The following is a 17967-nucleotide window of genomic DNA, read 5'->3' on the forward strand; positions in this document are numbered from 1 at the left end:
ATTATTATGGTTACAAATGACGAAAGTATGAATCGCTTTAAACACAATATTATGGAGCAGGTCTGCAGACTTGAATGGGATGGGAAAAATGATCCTGAACACATCGAGGAGCTTATCCTCAAGATCATTCCCGGACCAAAGCCATCTTATAGATGCTGCGTCTACAAGGAAAGAGAGATTGTAAGACAGCGTATAAGACTGGCTCAGGCCAAGAATCCGTCATACAATCCGGATTCTGAGAACATAGTTCAGGTAATTGATCCGGCTTGTGATGAGTGTCCTATTTCAGCATATTCTGTTACTGATAACTGCAGATTCTGTATGGGAAAAGCGTGTATAAACTCGTGTAAGTTTGGAGCCATAACACCTGGTGATACACATATGCACATTGACCCGGCAAAGTGTAAAGAGTGCGGAATGTGCGCTAATGCCTGTCCTTATAACGCAATCGTGCATCTTGAAAGACCATGTAAGAAGGCATGCCCGGTAGGCGCCATTACATACGATGAATATGGCTACTGCAAGATTGATGAAGATAAATGCATCCAGTGCGGCCACTGCATACACAGCTGTCCGTTCGCGGCTATAGGCAGTAAGACTTTCCTGGTTGATATCATAAAAGAGATTAAGGCAGGCAAAGAAGTAATTGCCATGTGTGCCCCGGCGACAGAAGGGCAGTTTGGCGAGGATATCAGCATGGCATCCATCAAAGAAGGCCTTAAAAAGATTGGCTTTGCCGATATGGTTGAGGTTGGACTTGGCGGAGATATGACAGCTGCTTACGAGTCTGAGGAGTGGACGGAAGCTTTTGAAAAAGGACACAAAATGACAACCTCCTGTTGTCCTGCATTTATAAATATGCTTAAAAAGCACTTCCCTGATCAGTACAGGGACAATATGTCCAGCACGGTTTCTCCTATGTGCGCCATCTCAAGATATTTAAAGGCAACAAGACCCGGATGCGTGACAGTATTTGTGGGACCTTGTATAGCTAAAAAATCTGAAGCGCAGGATAAATCAGTACCTGGGAATGCTGATTATGTAGTTACATATGGTGAGCTGAGAGCTCTCATGAGATCAAAAGATGTTAAATTTGAGCCTGTTTCTGATGAATATCAGGAATCATCTATCTGGGGAAAGAGATTTGCCACAAGCGGCGGCGTAGCGAATGCGGTTATAGAGTGCATGCAGGAGCGAGGAGTAGATACTTCGCAGTTAAAGCTTCTCAGGGCAGCAGGTGGTGCTGAATGTAAAAAAGCACTTACTCTTTTGAAGGTCGGCAAGCTTCCTGAAGATTTCGTTGAAGGAATGGTTTGCCCGGGAGGATGTGTAGGCGGCCCGTCGAGACATAAACAATATACGGAGATTACTAAGGCCAGAGAGACACTGCTTTCAAAAGCAGATGACAGAAAAGTTTTGGAGAACCTGAAAAACTATCCGATGGATAAGTTCTCTATGCATCGTGATGGACACATGTGATACAGACTTTAGAGGCTTTTATGAAAAAAAATAGGAAGATTCCGGAAAAAGTACTGATAGACCTTTTTATGATTGTTTTAGCATCGTTTTTTACGATACTTTACAACAGGCAGATACTGTACGTTGACGATATGAATCAGGTCGTTGCCGGTGTTTACTATATTTTCAAATACATACCGATTCTTCTGGTTACAGCCCTTGGAGGGGCTGTGCCCGGAATGATCAGTGTGCTTGTTGTGTTTATCTATAAATCTATTGCTTATAGCAGCTTTTCTTATCTATGTTTTATTTACCTTTTGGTCTGCTGTGTGACAGATATACTCGCCAGAAGGAAATTCTTTACTAATATTCCAAAAACTATATTAACATCGGTGTTTTTGCAAATTCTTACAGGTAATTTCTGGGGAATCATCCTTTTCCTTTTGGCAGGAAAGAATCTGGCAGATTTTTCAGGATTTACGCATATATATTTCTTTATGAACGAGGCGCCGGGGTGTTTTATCGGGTGTCTTATCGTGTATGCATTTTTTAGGTTCCTGCCCACAGAAAAAAAGTTAAAGCTTGGAAATGGAAAGTATTACGTGGATGCTTCAATTCTTGATGAAGATGAGAGATACGAGGTTGAAGGAAAATCCAAGATTGGCGCGGTAGTCATGCAGATTATCGTGTTCGAAGCCATTGTTCTTGGTCTTTCCGCGGAACTTGCATCGAATACGCTTATACCTACAATGAAAGTGAAATCCATCGAGGATACTGCGGAAAACTCTGCTATTGATAGCAGTTGGAGTGATGTTTCCAATGCAGAAATGCTTGAGAGCAGAGTAAGTATCACTATGATGGATGATGTTATAGCCAGCACGGAGGAACTTGAGACTAATGGATATCAGCTTGGAAGTACAGCCTTTGGTGTGAAGCTTGCCATGCTTATCTCGATTATAGTAATTCCACTTGCAGTATTTGTTAACAGATATGCCCAGCGCAGAATTGCAAGACCTATAAGGAGTTTATCCAAGGCTGTCACGGAAATCTATAACTCCAATGATATCGATATTAATGCGAATGTGAAGGAAGTTCATGATCTGCATATAAGCACCGGCGATGAAATTGAGGAATTATACCACGCTGTAGACCTGACTATATACAGATTGATGGAATACATTGAGCTTGTAAAAACAAGGCAGAATATAGAAGACCAGCTGAATATCGAAAAGAGCGCCAATGAGGCTAAATCGCGGTTCCTTTCAAATATATCCCATGAGATCAGAACTCCTATTAATGCAGTTCTTGGCTTTGATGAGATGATACTCAGAGAGTCCAATGACAGCACTGTGATTCAGTATGCAAAAGACATTCAGAGTTCAGGTAAGACTCTTTTGGCGCTTATTAATGATGTCCTTGATTTTTCCAAGATAGAAGCCGGAAAGCTGGAAATAATCCCGGTTGAGTACGAACTCAGGTCTCTCATCAATGACGTTGTGAATATGGCGAGGGTCAGAGCTGAAGATAAAAATCTTGAGATGATCGTGAATGTTGAAGAGGAAATCCCTCATGTTCTTTATGGCGATGAGGTACGTATAAAGCAGTGCATCATCAATATAGTTACAAATGCTATTAAGTATACAGAAGTGGGAAGCGTCACCGTAGATATTACTTATAAGAACATAGAGGCAGAAAGTCCGGAAGAGGCTTATGAAGAAAACAAGATCCTTTTGGAAGTAAAAGTAACTGACACAGGTATTGGTATCAGAGAAGAAGACATCGATAAACTCTCAGGAGCTTTCGAAAGAATTGATGAAAAGAGAAACAGAACAATAGAAGGTTCAGGCCTTGGAATAAATATTGTGAACAGTCTCTTATCACTTATGGATTCAAAGCTTGTAGTTAAGAGCGAGTATGGAAAGGGATCCGAGTTTTCTTTTGCCATAGTTCAAAAAGTAGTAGACGCGGAACCTATTGGTAATTTCAGTGAAGCTTATAACGAGGCGGTCAAGGATGCGCATGATTACCATGAAACCTTCCACGCACCTGACGCCAAGATTCTTGTTGTTGATGATACAAAGACTAATCTCACTGTTGTAGAGGGACTATTAAAGAAGACTCAGATTGTTGTTGATACTGCAACCAGTGGCATGGAGGCCCTTGATCTTGTGACCAAAAACAGATATGACATTATCTTTTTGGATCACAGAATGCCTGAGATGGATGGTATTCAGACCTTCCATGCAATGGAGGAGCTTAGCGGTAATCTAAACAGGAAGACTCCGGTTATTGCGCTTACGGCCAATGCTGTATCAGGATCAAGAGAGATGTATTTCAAGGAAGGCTTCACTAACTACATGTCCAAACCTGTAGATCCTATCAAACTTGAAGACATGATAATGAGTTATCTGCCGTCCTTTAAGGTTTCAAGACCCGGCGACAAAGATTTTGTTTCGAACGAGGAAGAAGAAAAAGAAACAGATAAAGAAGCTATGCAGGATATCCTGAAAGTCAGCGGCATAGATATAGAGACAGCTATTGCAAGGTGCGGTTCTCCTGATGTTGCATTAGAAGTAATGAAAGACTTTAAACTTGCAATTGACGAAAGATCCCGTCTTATAGAGAAATATGAGGCTGAGGGAAATATCAAGAATTATACGATCTATGTTCATGGCCTTAAGAGCTCGGCCCGTGCAATAGGAGCCATAGATCTGGCTGACCAGGCTGAGTACCTTGAACAGTGCGGAAATGATGAAAATGTGGAGGAAATAAAGAAACTGACTCCTGAACTTTTAGAGTTGTATAGGAGCTATAATACAAAACTTTCGTCTCTTACCCAGGAAGAAGACAATGATAAGCCGGAAATATCGGAGGAACAGCTTGAGAGCGCATATGCTTCCATAAAAGAATTTGTTTCTGCATCATATTTTGACAGTGCTGACGATATAATGAAAATGCTTGAAGACTACCGCATTCCACAGGCGTATGCTTCGAAACATAGCGAAATAAAGCGGCTTATGGGAGCGGTTGACAGAGATGGTCTTTTGAATATACTGTAATAGAAAGCGGAAAATCGAAAGGAACTGATATGGAAAAGAAAGTATTCCTAATTGGACATACCAAAAGCTTCATGGTTAATGCCATTGTTGTAGGCCTTCAGAAAGAAGATTATGAAGTTATAAGTGTTGCGCCATATGAAAGAGCAATAAAGGAAGTAGAAGATAAACCAAGCATCTATCTTCTGTACCTGGGCGACATGACCATGGACGACGTGAACCTTTTCAAATATCTTAATGAAGCTATTGATACTGAGCGTTTCATGCTTTATCTTATCGGAAACAGAGATGAGCTGACTCTTGCTCTTAATTATATTGCCAAAGAAAAAGTTCAGGAAACATATCTTAGACCTTTGGATGTAAAGCTTCTTGCGGAACATCTCGACTCTGTGGTAGAATACAGCGCAGTTGATGAGAGTTTAAGAAAAAAGATTCTAATAATAGATGATGACGGTACCATGCTCAGAATGATGAGGACATGGCTGTCGGTCAAGTATCATGTTTACATGGCAAGCTCAGGTAAGATCGCCCTTTCTTTCCTGGCACAGAATCCTGTGGATCTTATTCTTCTGGATTATGAAATGCCGGTTATGAGTGGACCTGAGGTGCTCAAAGAGATCAGGGGTAATTCAAAACTTAAACACACTCCTGTTATTTTCCTTACAGCAAAAGATGATAAGGAAAGCGTTATGAAGGTAGTCAATCTCAAACCTGAGAAATACCTTCTAAAGTCTATGCCTAAAGAAAAGCTTACAGGTGCTATCGACGACTTCTTGCGAAGCCGTAAATGATAAATAACAAAAAAGGAAATGATCAAATGATATCAAAGCTTATTGACAGAATTGAAAAGACAGCTGCACCAATTGTTGTGGGACTTGACCCCAAACTTAATTTCGTTCCTGATAATATCAAAAAGAGATGTTTTGAGGAAAAAGGAGAAAATTTAGAAGGGGCTGCAGAGGCTTTTTGGCAGTTCAACAAAGAGATCATCGATAACATTTATGATCTGGTTCCGGCAGTTAAACCTCAGATTGCAATGTATGAGGAACTTGGACTTCCCGGACTTGTTACATTTAAGAAAACTGTAGATTACTGTAAGGAGAAAGGTCTTTTAGTAATTGGCGATATAAAAAGAGGAGATATTGGCTCCACATCAGAGGCTTACGCTGTTGGCCATCTTGGCTCAGTCAAGATTGGTGACAAGGTATTTAGAGGATTTGACGAAGATTTTGCTACTGTTAATCCCTATCTTGGTTCCGACGGTGTGAAGCCTTTTATTTCGGTCTGCAATACCGAAGACAGGGGCATATTTGTACTTGTAAAGACATCGAATCCTTCAAGCGGAGAGTTTCAGGACAGGATAATTGATGGAAGACCTTTGTACGAGCTTGTCGGAGAGCAGGTTGAAAAATGGGGACTTGATTCAATGGATGGCTCATACAGTAATGTTGGAGCGGTAGTTGGTGCTACTTATCCTGAGCAGGGCAAAGTCTTAAGAGAGATCATGCCTCATGCTTATATTCTTGTTCCCGGTTATGGTGCTCAGGGCGGAAAAGGAAAAGATCTTGTTCATTTCTTTAATAAAGATGGTCTTGGCGCTATTGTAAACTCATCACGCGGAATCATTGCTGCCTGGAAGAGCGAAAATTATCAGCAGTTTAATGATGGTAAGGTTGGAGAAGCCGCAAGAGCAGCTGTTCTTGATATGAAAAAAGATATTGCTGATGCACTTGCAAACAGATAAATTGCAAATTGTGTATACAGTACTTAGGTGTTATAATCTACTAGTGATTTTTGTAATCTTAAAATGTTGCTCAAAGGAGACCAGGGTATGGAAAGATACAAAGAAGAGTTCATAGAATTCATGGTTGACAGTAATGTTCTTAAGTTCGGAGAGTTCACTTTGAAAAGTGGACGTAAGTCACCATTTTTTATGAATGCCGGCGCTTATGTAACCGGATCTCAGCTTAAAAAGCTTGGTAACTATTATGCCAAAGCTATTCATGATACATTCGGACTTGAGTTCGATGTTCTTTTTGGACCTGCATATAAGGGTATTCCACTTGCTGTTGCCACAAGTATGGCGATCAGTGAACTTTATGGAAGAGAAATCAGATATTGTTCCAATAGAAAAGAAATCAAGGACCACGGCGATAAGGGAATTCTTTTAGGCTCTAAGCTTAGAGATGGAGACAGAGTTCTTATCATCGAGGACGTTACAACATCAGGAAAGTCAATTGAAGAGACTGTGCCGATCATTCAGGAACAGGCAGATTGTGATATTGTTGGTCTTATGGTATCTCTTAACAGACAGGAAAAAGGCCAGGATTCTGACGCAAGTGCTCTTGATGAGATAAAAGAGAGATATGGCTTCAGTGCATCTTCTATTGTTAAGATGGAGGATGTTGTAAGCTATCTGTACAACAGACCAATCGATGGTGAAGTTGTTATCACAAAAGATATCAAGAAAGCTATTGATGAGTATTATGCAGAGTACGGTGCAAAATAATCTTTGCAGCGTGCAGGCAATATGAGGAGGGGCAAATGGACGAACATACATATAAGGTACTTGGAGGCACAGGGGCACTTAATATAGCCTTTGGCATAATTTCCATTATTGCGGGGATTGCAGTCGGGGTGCTTCTTATTATAAGTGGAGCTAAGCTCCTTGGAAGCAGAAAGAGAGTTATTATTTAAGCATCAAATGGGTAAAAAGAGTTCTTTTCGATTAAAGATTAAAAAACTTGAGCCGGTCAGAGACAGGTATATGTTTACGGATAATAGACATCCTGAAAAGGGGATAATGTCTACTGTTCTTGGTGTACTCTCTGTGACCGCGCTTTCTCTTTCGGTTTATTTTTCATATGTAAATGGTGGGCAGGCTATTATGAGATACGCCGCAGCGGCTTTTGTTGCGGCGATATTTTCATGTATAGGGCTGGTGCTTGGTATCAGATCCAGATTTGAAAAAGACATTTTTAAACTGTTTCCAAATCTTGGAATAGCACTAAACCTAGTAGCCTTCCTTTTTGTTGTGTTTATTTTAGTTTTAGGATTGGGATAAAGAATGAGTGAGGAACTTTACTACGAATTTACAACTGACAGCGAAATGATCGGTGAAAGATATCAGCTTGCAGTTTCAAGAATAAAAGAAATAAAAAATGAAAAACTTGGCATGCCGGAATTTGACGAGTATTTCAGGTTCGTATCAGGCTTTATTGAGATGATGGATGATACGCTGAAGTGGTCGATTGATGGAGGCCTTGAGAAAGACTCCATGGAAGAGCTTGGAAAAAGAAACAAAGCTCTTTATGAGGATATTCTCCCTGAGCATTATGACAGTTCTTTTGGAAATCCTGAGGTAGCTGTTAAAAAACTTGGAGAAGACTTTGGAAAGATATTATCCAGTCTTTACTTTGAAATCCGCTCGATGATCCCAAGCGCGTTTGAGCATAACCTGTTTGATATGGTCATAAGAGCCGAGCTGTTTTTGGAAGTATATGGAGCTTTTTCTTCTGCCTCTGAGGCAGGAAAGCTTCCTGAATATGAAGCTATCAGACAGATAATGTACTGGTTTTACAGTGATTATGCTGAGGAAGAAAGGTGCATAAGATTTGCACAGATGGTGGCTCCTGAGTCAGATTTTGCAAGAGACATCATTATGGAAAGTGATCTTACTGATCTTCGTTATTTGTATAAATTCGGAGAGTATATTACAGACAATGAGCTTAAGACTGCAGAGCATCTGAATACTCTTTCGCAGGAAGAAATTGATAAGCTTGCAACTACTTATACAGAAGGGTATCGCATAGGCTTTGCCATGACAGGCAAGGATATTTCTATAAAGAAGACTGCGGCTATTGTTTATGAGCTTGGTTTTGAAAGAATTGTAAAAAAAGCTGTTTCCAATTTTAAAGAAATTGGTCTTAAGTCCAGTATTTATAGAGCGAACATGTCAGTATTTACAATGCTTGGAAGCGCAAGGAGATCTGGATATACAGGAGCAGTTCCCAATAAGCAGTTTGACTATGACCACAAAGATGATGATGCTCTTTATCTTGATGGAGCGCTTGTTACCAGAAGGCTTGAGGCCATGAGAGCTGCAGGTGAAAAGTATAAAAAGGAAGCTAAGGTTTTTGGAGGCCCGGCTGTTATCGAGACCTTCGGAGAAAAGCCCTTTGCACCTGTTCCTAAAAAGGATGCTGTTCACTACAGCGATACTCAGAAAAAGCTTTTAAGTGATTATAAGATCCAGAACAGCCTGATCATGAATGAGTACATAATAGGAAAGGAAAGAAGCTTTACTATCATTGCTTTCCCTGTTCCCGAGATTGGGCCAAAGTTTCCTGAGATCTTTAATGAAGTTGTTAAGATAAATACACTTGATTATAAGCTGTATCAGAATATCCAGCAGAAGATCATAGATGCACTTGATGAAGCTGTTTACGTTGAGGTTAAGGGCATGAACGGCAACAGGACAGATATGAAGGTCATGCTTCATGAGTTAAAAGACAAGACTCATGAAACCAACTTCGAAAATTGTGTTGCCGATGTCAATATCCCTGTTGGAGAGGTGTTTACATCGCCTGTTCTCAAGGGAACCAATGGAACGCTCCATGTATCGGGAGTTTATCTGGAGGGACTTTTCTTTAAGAATCTTGAGATCACTTTCGAAGATGGATGTATAAAAGATTATAATTGTTCAAACTTTGAATCCGATGAAGAGAATAAAAAGTATATTAGTGACAATATTCTTTTTAATCATAAGACTCTTCCGATTGGAGAGTTTGCCATCGGAACTAATACAACTGCATACCAAATCGCGAGGGACTATTCTATAGCGGATAAGTTACCAATCCTTATAGCTGAAAAGACGGGACCTCATTTTGCCGTAGGTGATACATGTTATTCCCATGAAGAAGACAATATCACTTACAACCCAGATGGAAAGAGCATTATAGCAAGAGATAACGAGATCTCTTTGAATAGAAAGACTGATCCGGATAAAGCTTACTTTAGCTGTCATACTGATATAACCATTCCATATGATGAACTTGGAGAGATCAGGGCAGTAAAAGAAAACGGAGAAGGAATCGTTATCATTTCGAACGGAGAATTCGTTCTTCCGGGTACTGAAGAGCTCAATATACCAATTAAGGGTTAAAAAGGAAAATGTAGCACAATATATTGTGTTATGTTATAGTAAACAAAAAAATATCATTTTGTTTACTGGATATATAAAAGACAAAATGGAGGATTTATATGGCACAAGTTGGAATTGTAATGGGTAGTGACTCAGACATGCCGGTAATGGCAAAGGCAGCAGATATTCTCGAAGAACTCGGAATATCTTATGAGATGCGTATCATCTCAGCACACAGAGAACCTGATGAGTTCTTTGAGTATGCTAAGACTGCTGAAGAAAAGGGCTTTAAGGTAATCATTGCAGGAGCAGGAATGGCAGCACACCTCCCAGGTATGTGCGCAGCAATTTTTCCAATGCCTGTTATAGGAATACCTATGCATACAACTTCACTTGGAGGCCGTGATTCTCTATATAGCATTGTTCAGATGCCAACAGGGATCCCTGTAGCTACAGTTGCTATAAATGGCGGCGCTAACGCAGGAATACTTGCAGCCAAGATTTTGGCTACATCAGATTCAGAACTTCTTAATAAATTGAAAGCATATACATCTTCACTGAAGGACAGCGTTGTTAAAAAAGATGAGCATCTTCAGGAAGTAGGTTATAAGAATTACTAATTTATTTTTACAGATAAAATTATAGAAAAAGAGGAGTTTTATTATGGCACTGGATTACAAGAAAGCTGGCGTTGACATCGAGGCAGGTTACAAGTCTGTGGAGCTTATGAAGGCTTACGTTAAGGAGACTATGAGACCTGAGGTACTTGGAGGACTTGGTGGGTTCTCAGGAGCATTTTCTTTAAAAGATATAAAGAACATGGAAGATCCGGTTCTTTTGTCAGGAACAGATGGAGTTGGTACCAAGATCAAACTTGCTTTTCTTTTAGATAAACATGACACAATAGGAATTGATGCAGTAGCTATGTGCGTTAATGACGTTGCCTGTGCAGGCGGCGAGCCACTGTTTTTCCTTGACTATATAGCTTGTGGTAAAAATATTCCTGAGAAGATTGCAGCCATTGTTAAAGGCGTTGCAGAAGGATGCAAACAGTCTGATGCAGCACTTATCGGTGGTGAGACAGCAGAGCACCCAGGACTTATGCCAGAAGATGAGTACGACGTAGCAGGATTTGCTGTTGGTGTTGTTGATCGTAAGGACATGATCGACGGAAGCAGCATCAAAGCAGGTGATACACTTATCGGTGTAGCATCAAGCGGAGTACACAGCAACGGTTTTTCACTTGTTCGTAAGGTTTTTGATATGACAAAAGAAAGCCTTGATACATATTATGATGAGCTCGGCGCAACCCTTGGAGAGACTTTATTAACTCCTACAAGAATCTATGTAAAGATGATGAAGTCTATTAAGAATGCCGGAGTTAAGGTCAAGGGCTGCAGCCATATTACAGGTGGCGGATTCTACGAGAATATTCCAAGAATGCTTCCTGAAGGCATAACAGCAGTTGTTAAAAAAGACAGCTATGACATTCCTCCTATTTTCACACTTATGCAGAAAAAGGGCGGAATTGAAGAACAGATGATGTACAACACATACAACATGGGACTTGGTATGGTACTTGCAGTTGATCCAAGCGATGTGGAAAAGACTCTTAAAGCTATTGAAGCTTCAGGAGATAAAGCTTGGGTTGTAGGTGAGACCAAGGCCGGCGAGAGAAAAGTTGAACTTGTATAACAAATAAGAGTGTGGTGGAGTACATATGAAAATTGCAGTCATGGTATCCGGAGGAGGTACCAATTTACAGGCAATCATCGACGGGATAGCTGAGGGAAAAATCGCAAATACGGAAATTTGCCTTGTGTATAGCAACAACCCCAATGCTTATGCTATAGAGAGGGCAAAAAAAGCAGGTATCCCTTACGTTGTAAAGAGCCCTAAAGAGTTCGAAAACAGAGCGGAGTTTAATGAAGCTCTTTTGCAGATATTAAAGGATGCTAAGCCGGATCTAATTGTTCTTGCAGGTTGCCTTGTTGTTATTCCTGAGATTGTTGTAAAAGAGTTTAAGAACAGGATTATCAATATACATCCTTCACTTATTCCGTCTTTTTGTGGGACAGGGTACTATGGACTTAAGGTTCATGAGAAGGTCCTTGAGAGAGGCGTGAAGGTTTCAGGTGCTACCGTTCATTTTGTGGATGAAGGAACGGATACGGGACCAATTATTTTGCAGAAGGCAGTTTATGTGAGAGATGATGATACTCCACAGTCACTGCAGAGACGCATAATGGAACAGGCTGAATGGAAGATAATGCCTCTTGCTATAGACCTTATTGCTAATAACAGGGTTAAGGTTGCAGACGGCAAAGTCATTATTGAAGGGTATGAGGAGAGTATTTTAGGATGAAGGTTTTGATTGTTGGTGGAGGCGGAAGAGAGCACGCTATAGCAGAAGCTGTTTCAAGAAGCTCTCAGGTTGATAAGATTTATTGTGCGCCTGGAAATGGCGGTATTGCGGAGCTTGCAGAGTGCGTTCCTATCACTCCTATGGAGTTTGACAAGCTTGTAGCTTTTGCTAAGGAAAAAGAGATCGATCTTACTGTTATCGGTATGGATGATCCTTTGGTTGGCGGTATTGTTGATGCTTTTGAGGCAGCAGGCTTAAGAGTATTTGGACCAAGGAAAAATGCAGCTATCCTTGAGGGAAGTAAAGCTTTTTCAAAAGACCTTATGAAGAAGTATGGTATCCCTACTGCTGCATATGAGACTTTTGACGACCCTCAAAAAGCTATTGAGTATCTTAAGAATGCGAAGTTTCCTATTGTTCTTAAAGCTGATGGCCTTGCACTCGGAAAGGGCGTTCTTATCTGCCAGAGTTATGAAGAGGCAGAGGCTGGCGTAAAAGAGATCATGCAGGATAAGAAATTCGGAGATGCCGGAAATCATATGGTCATCGAAGAATTCATGACAGGAAGAGAGGTATCAGTCCTTTCATTTGTTGATGGAAAGACTTATAAGCTTATGTCATCTGCGCAGGATCATAAGAGAGCAGGAGACGGCGATACAGGTTTAAATACCGGTGGAATGGGCAATTTTTCTCCAAGCCCTTTCTATACAGAAGAGGTTGATAAATTCTGCCGTGAGCATATATATGGCAAGACTGTAGAGGCTATGGCCAGCGAAGGAAGAGAGTTTAAGGGAGTTATTTTCTTTGGGCTTATGCTCACAGAGGATGGACCAAAGGTTTTGGAGTACAATGCAAGATTTGGTGACCCTGAAGCTCAGGTGGTGCTTCCTAGACTTAAAACTGATATAATAGATGTGTTTAATGCATGTATTGATGGTAAACTTTCTGAAACAGACCTTGAATTTGAGGATAAAGCTGCAGTATGCGTTGTCCTTGCAAGCGAAGGATATCCTGTCAGCTATGAGAAAGGAAAGCTTATCACCGGCCTTGAGAATTTCAAGGGTAAAGAAGGCTACTACTGCTTCCATGCAGGAACCAAAGCTACTTCAGAGGGGATAGTCACAAACGGTGGAAGAGTTCTTGGCATAACAGCTAAGGGCGATACACTTGCAGAGGCCCGTAAAAAGGCTTATGAGGCTACAGAATGGGTTAGCTTTGAAAACAAGTATATGCGTCATGATATTGGAAAGGCTATCGATGACGCGAAGGAGGTAAAATGAAAAACAATAAGGGAAAGAGAATTGGAAACGTACTACTTTCACTGATTGCTTGCGTGGTTATTTTTGCCGGAACTGGTCTTCAGGCTTTTGCCTATACTGAAACAACAGGTACAGTCAGCCAGGATAATGTAAAGGTAAGAGAATCAGCCAGTACCACAGCAACCCAGGTTTCAAGCTTAAAGATTGGGGACACAATTGAAATTGTAGATGAAGCAACAGATGCTTCAGGCTATGTTTGGTACAAAATCAGAGTCAACAAGAGTGAGTACGGATATGTAAGAAGTGATCTTGTTAAGAAGGATGGATCAACAGATAGCAGCACAGCTACAACAACTACTACATCCACAACAAGCCAGACAAATGCCGCAGCAGCATCACTTCCTGCAACAACAGTAACAGCTACAGATCAGAAGAGTGCTACAGCAGTTGATAACTGTAAGGTTCGTTCAGGTGCAGGCACAGGCTATGATCAGGTAGGAAACCTTACTAAGGGTGATACAGTTACTATTACAGGTGAGGCAACAGGTACAGATAGTAAGACATGGTATCAGATCACTTATGGAGCTAATGCTAAGACAGGCTTTGTAAGAAGCGATCTTGTAAATATTGTGGAAGCTGCACCTGCTGAAGCAGAAGTGACAACAGAGAATGCTGAAGGCGAGAACGCTGAAGGAACTGAGGGTGGCGAAGGTGAAGCCACTGAGACACCTGCTGAGACAGAGACTCCTGCCGAAGAGACAACAACGCAGGTAGGAGATGGCTCTTTTGAACTTAAGTATGAGGATGATGTCTGGTATCTCTATGATTATGAGAAAGGCCAGAGAGTACAGGTTAAACAGCTTATAGAAGTAGCTGAGTCTGTACCAACTCTTACAAAGCAGGCTAGTACATATAAGACGGTTATCATTGCTCTTGGCATTGCTATAGCAGTACTTGTTGTTGCACTTATCATTCTTGCTCTTAAGCTTAGAGATTCCTTGTATTATGAGGATGAAGACGAAGATGAAGAGTATGATCGCTATTCATCAAGTGACAAGAGAAGAAGAGATGAGGAAGAGGACGAGGATGCGCCTGTAGCCAGAAGAAGAGCAAGAGGTGACGAGGACGAAGAACCTGCCCGCAGATCATTTAGAAGAAATGCGGAAGAATCTTCAAGAAAAGAAAATGAAGGAAGGACAGTTCGTCCATCAAGAGATGAAAGAGCTACAGATGAGAGATCAGCAAGGGCTGACAGACCATCAAGAAGAAATTCTGATGATGAGAGAACAGTAAGACCTGAAAGAAATTCAGATGACAGAGCTGCCAGAAGAAACGCTGAAGATGACAGACAGGCAAGACGCTCCGGAAGAGATGATAGTGACGAGCGTATGGCCAGAAGATCTGAGGAGCGTGCATCAAGACGTATTCGTCAGGCACAGGAAGAGGCAGAAGACAGAGTTTCAAGAAGAGAGGATGTTCAGGAGGAATCACCTCGTCGCAGAGCAAAGAACTTTATCGGCGATGATGACGATTTCGAGTTTGAGTTCCTTGATCTTGATGATTGATTTTTTGAAATAAGTAACATTTTGGATAGGATTAGGAGAGTGTTTTGGCGTAGGCTTTTACTTACACCAAAGCACTCTTTTTGTATATGCGTAAGTGATTGGCTCCGTACGCCACCATTGACTGGACCTGAGGAAAGCGCCTTGGTCTGCGAGCCGACGGTGAGGATGATGGGAACAGTAGATTATCTCGCACCGTCGGATTCAGCATTGTAGCGTTTTCCCCAGAACCCGTCAATGGCAGGCACCTGCGGTGTGGCTGGGGATTATTGCCTCAGGCTCTGACTCCGAGAACAGTAGGGAATGGCTACTTTCAAGGATGTATGTGACTATATGTCTGCGTCTGCGTCTTTCAATGTAAAGAGAGCGAAGATTCTGTTTTGGAAATATAGCCTGATTTTTGAGCTTACGACACCATGTGACAAGGTTTTTGATTTGTGATTTTGGGCATATACGACCTTATTTGAGGTTACCACACCATTATATAGAGATCATATGTCCTCAGTTCACTCATCCAATGGATGTGGCAATCCATTTTTTCTCGTATATGCCCAGTTTCACTTCCTGAAAATACTGTCGATGGATGTGTTAACTTAAAAATATGACTATATACCCAATTCGCTTTGACAATCCGAATTTTCCATGTTCCATTCAGTCCATATGATCGTGAAGAATAATGGTTTGGGCATATAGCGCTTTGTAAAGCTTCCAGCCACCCCTCACGAGCGCTCAAATGGGCATATAGGCTGATTTCAAGCCTCTGGCCACCCATTAAAATGGTGGCTGCAAGCCTGATATCCGGCTATAAGCCCAAAAACGGTTTTATTACAGGTGGCCGAGCTATAAAAAACAAGCTATATGCCCAAAACAGAATTGCAGCTCTCCTACAGCGGGAACCACGGGCTTATAGCCATATACATTTTGGAAAGTATCCGTACCTGCAATTCTTAGTCCTACATATTCTAGGAAGTATCCGCATCTACTATTCTTAGCCATACTCAGCCTTAAAAGTAGCCACCCCTACTGTTCTCGAAATTGGAGCCTGAGGCCCTTGTACCCAGCCACACCGAAGGTGCTTGCCATTGACGGGTTCTGGGGAAAACGCTACAATGCTGGTTCCGACGGTGCATGAATCTAACTACTGTTCCCATCATCCTCACCGTCGGCGAGGTATAGACGGCGTTTTCCTCAGGCTCAGTCAATGGTGGCGTATGGAGCCAGCTACTTACGCATATACAAAATGAGAGCATTCTGTCATAAGATCAAAGCTTATGCCAGAATACTCTCACTAGTTCGTTGTATGGTTATATGAATGTTTGATTAACTTATCTTGATTGTGTACTCTGTTTTTCTAGACTGTTTTGGATCCAGGTGCTGTTCACAATATTTTTCAGGAAGCTCACCATCAAACCCCTTGTTGTCGCAGCGGCCAATCCATGGCTCAAGGCACACATATCTTGCCTCAACTTTTTCTTTTGACCAAAGACCAAAGCTTGGGAAACCTTTGCAGTTCATTGTGATATATGGCTTGCCGTCAGGAGTACATAGGCTGATCTCATCTACTTGGTAATCATCGAAAATGAGCGCGTCCTTATCAAAAAGATGTGCGTCGATATCGAGGTATCCATCCTTTAATTCAAGAGTGCTTGGGTTTTCAAAGTCAACTTCTCTTGTTTCCTGGATGATAAGTGAGTACTTCAGGCTGTTTTTAGAAAACTTTACTTTATAATCGGTTCTCTTTTCATCATCATAGATAGGGCAGTTAAATGCGGGATGACCACCGATTGAGTAATACAAAGGTTCATCTTCTGATGGATTTATGACTTCCCATTGAACCTTTATTGTGTTGCCATCAAGGACATGTGTGATAATAAGCTCAAAATCGAAAGGATATTTCTTTTTTGTTTCTTCATCTGATCTGAGGACGAAACTAATAGAGTTTTCAGTTTTTGCCAGAAGCTCAAAGTCCATGTCCCTGGCAAAACCATGAGAAGACATGGGATACTCTTTTCCTTTGTATTTAAATACGCCCTTGTTTACATTACCTACAATTGGGAAAAGAACCGGTGCATGTCTGTTCCAAAATGCTGGGTCTGCCTGCCAAAGCATTTCTCTGTTTCTTTTTTTGTCGAAAATGCTACTGAGCTCTGCTCCGTGAGTAGCTACGCCGATTTTTAATAAATCATTTTCTATGTATTCCATTTTTTTCACCTTTCTTAGGTTTATAGTTTTGTATTTTGTTTTCTGAAATGTAGAGGTGTCATACCAAATTCTTTTTTGAAGCTGCTGGTCATGTTACCCGGATAGGAAAAACCGCATTCTAAGGATATTTCCATCACTGACTTATTGGTGGTCAATAGCATGTTTTGTACGTGCTTCAGCCTTGTGATGCACAGATATTCTGTGAAGTCAGATCCAAGCTGTCTGGCGAAAATACGTGAAAAGTATGAGACAGAGTACCCTGAAATGCGGGCAACTTCGTCTATTTTCAGCGGCTGCATATAGTTTTTTTCTATATAATAAACAGCTTCCATGATGGGCTCGGTAAGCTCACTTTCATGGATTGTTGCCTTGGTGCTGTCAAAATGGCCCTTGTCATATACTTCGAGAAGAATATGGATCAAGAGGTTCTGCAAGCGGTATCTGGAAATTGAGCCTTCAGACATATCAAGGTCCTGTTCTTCAATTTCATTGTACAACTCATATATTTCTCTGGCTAAAGAGAAGATCTTTTCTCTGTCACCATCGGAAAAAGTAATTGGTGGATACCGGAATATCTTTTCCATGATCTGTGGACCGAGAGTATCTGTCATGTTTGCTACAAAATCCGGAGAAAACTTAATGAGAATGCTGACATATTCTGAATCAGAGGCAGGTATTGTTCTGTGATAGATATAGGGGCGCATGGCTCCTATGTAGCCTGCATGAAGAGTAAAATTCATTTTAGGAGTAATTATCCGCCTGTCTCCCTTGATCATGAAGCCAAGAGAATAGTGATCTGAAGCGACCTCCATTGAAGGCATTTCGTAATCAGATGAGATTTCTCTGTAGGCAACTGTTATCTGTTTTCCTTTTGGAAGTGGAAGAGCCATAGCCATTCTCCTAAGTTTCAATATACAATCCA

15 protein-coding genes are annotated in these 17967 nt (G+C 41.2%); 13 read left to right on the forward strand and 2 right to left on the reverse strand.

Features of this window, described 5'->3' with window-relative positions:
• The first annotated feature begins 6 nt into the window (after positions 1 to 6).
• The 13 genes from C4S54_RS13740 (at position 7) to C4S54_RS16140 (ending at position 14846) form a co-directional block, all read left to right on the forward strand.
• Complete coding sequence (locus tag C4S54_RS13740; RefSeq protein ID WP_022775407.1) at positions 7 to 1479, forward strand: 4Fe-4S dicluster domain-containing protein; 1473 nt, start codon at positions 7 to 9, stop codon at positions 1477 to 1479.
• Between the two features lie 20 nt (positions 1480 to 1499).
• Positions 1500 to 4517 carry a response regulator gene (locus tag C4S54_RS13745; RefSeq protein ID WP_103870028.1) on the forward strand — a complete coding sequence of 1006 codons (3018 nt, stop codon included), beginning with the start codon at positions 1500 to 1502 and terminating at the stop codon, positions 4515 to 4517.
• 29 nt (positions 4518 to 4546) lie between these two features.
• Complete coding sequence (locus tag C4S54_RS13750) at positions 4547 to 5305, forward strand: response regulator (protein WP_103870029.1); 759 nt, start codon at positions 4547 to 4549, stop codon at positions 5303 to 5305.
• A 26-nt stretch (positions 5306 to 5331) separates the two neighbouring features.
• Positions 5332 to 6258 (forward strand): orotidine-5'-phosphate decarboxylase, encoded by a 927-nt coding sequence (gene pyrF, locus C4S54_RS13755; RefSeq protein ID WP_103870050.1) that lies wholly within the window; start codon positions 5332 to 5334, stop codon positions 6256 to 6258.
• Between the two features lie 87 nt (positions 6259 to 6345).
• Complete coding sequence (gene pyrE / locus C4S54_RS13760) at positions 6346 to 7023, forward strand: orotate phosphoribosyltransferase (RefSeq protein ID WP_022775411.1); 678 nt, start codon at positions 6346 to 6348, stop codon at positions 7021 to 7023.
• Positions 7024 to 7058: 35 nt separating this feature from the next.
• The gene (locus C4S54_RS16135) at positions 7059 to 7211 is read left to right on the forward strand and encodes a hypothetical protein (protein WP_022775412.1); all 153 of its coding nucleotides are present in this window, start codon (positions 7059 to 7061) and stop codon (positions 7209 to 7211) included.
• On the forward strand, positions 7183 to 7578 hold the full coding sequence (locus C4S54_RS13765; protein ID WP_242973827.1) for a DUF6142 family protein: 396 nt from the start codon (positions 7183 to 7185) through the stop codon (positions 7576 to 7578). Before C4S54_RS16135 ends, C4S54_RS13765 begins: the two co-directional genes overlap by 29 nt.
• A gap of 3 nt (positions 7579 to 7581) precedes the next feature.
• Positions 7582 to 9678: an aminopeptidase gene (locus C4S54_RS13770; protein WP_242973828.1), complete on the forward strand. Its 2097-nt coding sequence runs from the start codon at positions 7582 to 7584 to the stop codon at positions 9676 to 9678.
• A gap of 98 nt (positions 9679 to 9776) precedes the next feature.
• Positions 9777 to 10277 carry a 5-(carboxyamino)imidazole ribonucleotide mutase gene (gene purE, locus C4S54_RS13775; protein WP_103870031.1) on the forward strand — a complete coding sequence of 167 codons (501 nt, stop codon included), beginning with the start codon at positions 9777 to 9779 and terminating at the stop codon, positions 10275 to 10277.
• Positions 10278 to 10326: 49 nt separating this feature from the next.
• On the forward strand, positions 10327 to 11352 hold the full coding sequence (gene purM, locus C4S54_RS13780) for a phosphoribosylformylglycinamidine cyclo-ligase (protein WP_103870052.1): 1026 nt from the start codon (positions 10327 to 10329) through the stop codon (positions 11350 to 11352).
• Between the two features lie 25 nt (positions 11353 to 11377).
• Positions 11378 to 12022, forward strand: coding sequence for a phosphoribosylglycinamide formyltransferase (purN, locus tag C4S54_RS13785; RefSeq protein ID WP_103870032.1), 645 nt, complete (start codon positions 11378 to 11380; stop codon positions 12020 to 12022).
• Positions 12019 to 13302 carry a phosphoribosylamine--glycine ligase gene (gene purD, locus C4S54_RS13790; RefSeq protein WP_103870033.1) on the forward strand — a complete coding sequence of 428 codons (1284 nt, stop codon included), beginning with the start codon at positions 12019 to 12021 and terminating at the stop codon, positions 13300 to 13302. Before purN ends, purD begins: the two co-directional genes overlap by 4 nt.
• Positions 13299 to 14846, forward strand: coding sequence for an SH3 domain-containing protein (locus C4S54_RS16140; protein ID WP_103870034.1), 1548 nt, complete (start codon positions 13299 to 13301; stop codon positions 14844 to 14846). The genes purD and C4S54_RS16140 overlap by 4 nt, the downstream gene beginning before the upstream one ends.
• Before the next feature lie 1317 nt (positions 14847 to 16163).
• On the opposite strand, the gene C4S54_RS13800 is transcribed toward C4S54_RS16140, so the two are convergent.
• Positions 16164 to 17045: an aldose 1-epimerase family protein gene (locus C4S54_RS13800; RefSeq protein ID WP_103870035.1), complete on the reverse strand. Its 882-nt coding sequence runs from the start codon at positions 17043 to 17045 to the stop codon at positions 16164 to 16166.
• A gap of 20 nt (positions 17046 to 17065) precedes the next feature.
• Positions 17066 to 17935 (reverse strand): helix-turn-helix domain-containing protein, encoded by an 870-nt coding sequence (locus tag C4S54_RS13805; protein ID WP_160110774.1) that lies wholly within the window; start codon positions 17933 to 17935, stop codon positions 17066 to 17068.
• Between the last annotated feature and the right edge of the window lie 32 nt (positions 17936 to 17967).

Origin of the sequence: Butyrivibrio sp. Su6 (genome assembly GCF_900108105.1) — a bacterium.
GTDB lineage: Bacteria > Bacillota > Clostridia > Lachnospirales > Lachnospiraceae > Butyrivibrio.

What these genes read in the sequence shown, in the direction of transcription:
- purE (WP_103870031.1), top strand. Translation starts at nt 9,777, where the DNA reads ATGGCACAAGTTGGAATTGTAATGGGTAGTGACTCAGACATGCCGGTA.
- C4S54_RS13750 (WP_103870029.1), top strand. Translation starts at nt 4,547, where the DNA reads ATGGAAAAGAAAGTATTCCTAATTGGACATACCAAAAGCTTCATGGTT.
- C4S54_RS16135 (WP_022775412.1), top strand. Translation starts at nt 7,059, where the DNA reads ATGGACGAACATACATATAAGGTACTTGGAGGCACAGGGGCACTTAAT.
- purN (WP_103870032.1), top strand. Translation starts at nt 11,378, where the DNA reads ATGAAAATTGCAGTCATGGTATCCGGAGGAGGTACCAATTTACAGGCA.
- C4S54_RS13800 (WP_103870035.1), bottom strand. Translation starts at nt 17,045, where the DNA reads ATGGAATACATAGAAAATGATTTATTAAAAATCGGCGTAGCTACTCAC.
- C4S54_RS16140 (WP_103870034.1), top strand. Translation starts at nt 13,299, where the DNA reads ATGAAAAACAATAAGGGAAAGAGAATTGGAAACGTACTACTTTCACTG.
- pyrE (WP_022775411.1), top strand. Translation starts at nt 6,346, where the DNA reads ATGGAAAGATACAAAGAAGAGTTCATAGAATTCATGGTTGACAGTAAT.
- C4S54_RS13740 (WP_022775407.1), top strand. Translation starts at nt 7, where the DNA reads ATGGTTACAAATGACGAAAGTATGAATCGCTTTAAACACAATATTATG.
- C4S54_RS13770 (WP_242973828.1), top strand. Translation starts at nt 7,582, where the DNA reads ATGAGTGAGGAACTTTACTACGAATTTACAACTGACAGCGAAATGATC.
- pyrF (WP_103870050.1), top strand. Translation starts at nt 5,332, where the DNA reads ATGATATCAAAGCTTATTGACAGAATTGAAAAGACAGCTGCACCAATT.
- C4S54_RS13745 (WP_103870028.1), top strand. Translation starts at nt 1,500, where the DNA reads ATGAAAAAAAATAGGAAGATTCCGGAAAAAGTACTGATAGACCTTTTT.
- C4S54_RS13805 (WP_160110774.1), bottom strand. Translation starts at nt 17,935, where the DNA reads ATGGCTCTTCCACTTCCAAAAGGAAAACAGATAACAGTTGCCTACAGA.
- purD (WP_103870033.1), top strand. Translation starts at nt 12,019, where the DNA reads ATGAAGGTTTTGATTGTTGGTGGAGGCGGAAGAGAGCACGCTATAGCA.